The following is a 1,057-nucleotide window of genomic DNA, read 5'->3' as shown; positions in this document are numbered from 1 at the left end:
CGCTCGCCTTAGAATACTCATCTTGGGAACGTGTGTTCGTTCTCGGTACAGGTTGATAAAAAATTAACACTAGAAGCTTTTCTTGGAAACATGAAATCATTCAATTCGTTACTCGACCGAAGTCTTCACTATGCATCACAACTCAAGATTATGCTATACGGATTTGCCTATATAACTCTCTTGTTGCTTACCCCACAATCCAGTAAGTGGTAGAACTATCCTTTTTCGTCACTCCATCATTCTTTTACCAAGTACAGGAATATTAACCTGTTGTCCATCGACTATGCATTTCTGCCTCATCTTAGGCCCTGACTAACCCTGGGTGGACGAACCTTGCCCAGGAAACCTTTCCCAATAGGCGTCGAAGATTCTCACTTCGAATCGTTACTCATGCCGGCATTCTCACTTTTAATCTCTCCACCAGTCCTCACGGTCTGACTTCAACGAAATTAAAACGCTCTCCTAACGCACATAATGTGCCCGTAGCTTCGGTATTGTGTTTGAGTCCCGTTACATTATTGGCGCAAGATCTCTTGACTAGTGAGCAATTACGCACTCTTTAAAAGGTGGCTGCTTCTAAGCCAACTTCCTAGTTGTTTATGAAATCTCACAACCTTTCTCACTTAACACAATTTTGGGACCTTAGCTGACGATCTGGGTTGTTTCCCTCGCGAGCGTGGACGTTATCACCCACGTTCCGACTGCATAGCTTAATTTTAATGGTATTCGGAGTTTGATTATAGTCAGTACAGCTAGATGCCGCCATTCCACATTCAGTGCTCTACCCCCATTAAACAATACTATACGCTAGCCCTAAAGCTATTTCGAAGAGAACCAGCTATCTCCAGGTTCGATTGGAATTTCACCGCTATCCACAAGTCATCCGGGCACTTTTTAGCGTACTACGGTTCGGTCCTCCACTTAGTTTTACCTAAGCTTCAACCTGCTCATGGATAGATCACCTGGTTTCGGGTATATGCCAATATACTAAAGTCGCCCTATTCAGACTCGGTTTCCCTACGGCTCCGCTTTTTTCTGCTTAACCTTGCATATTAAC

At 43.8% G+C, this 1,057-nt stretch carries 1 rRNA gene; it reads right to left on the bottom strand.

The features are described 5' to 3' along the window. Window positions 1-1,057: ribosomal RNA gene (locus L3V35_RS25420) — 23S ribosomal RNA — on the bottom strand; the annotation flags it as partial.

The organism is Vibrio sp. L5-1, from assembly GCF_021728315.1.
GTDB classification, from domain to species: domain Bacteria; phylum Pseudomonadota; class Gammaproteobacteria; order Enterobacterales; family Vibrionaceae; genus Vibrio; species Vibrio splendidus_K.
The sequence above is the reverse complement of the archived record's forward strand: the minus strand, read 5'-3'. Positions and strand labels throughout refer to the sequence as shown.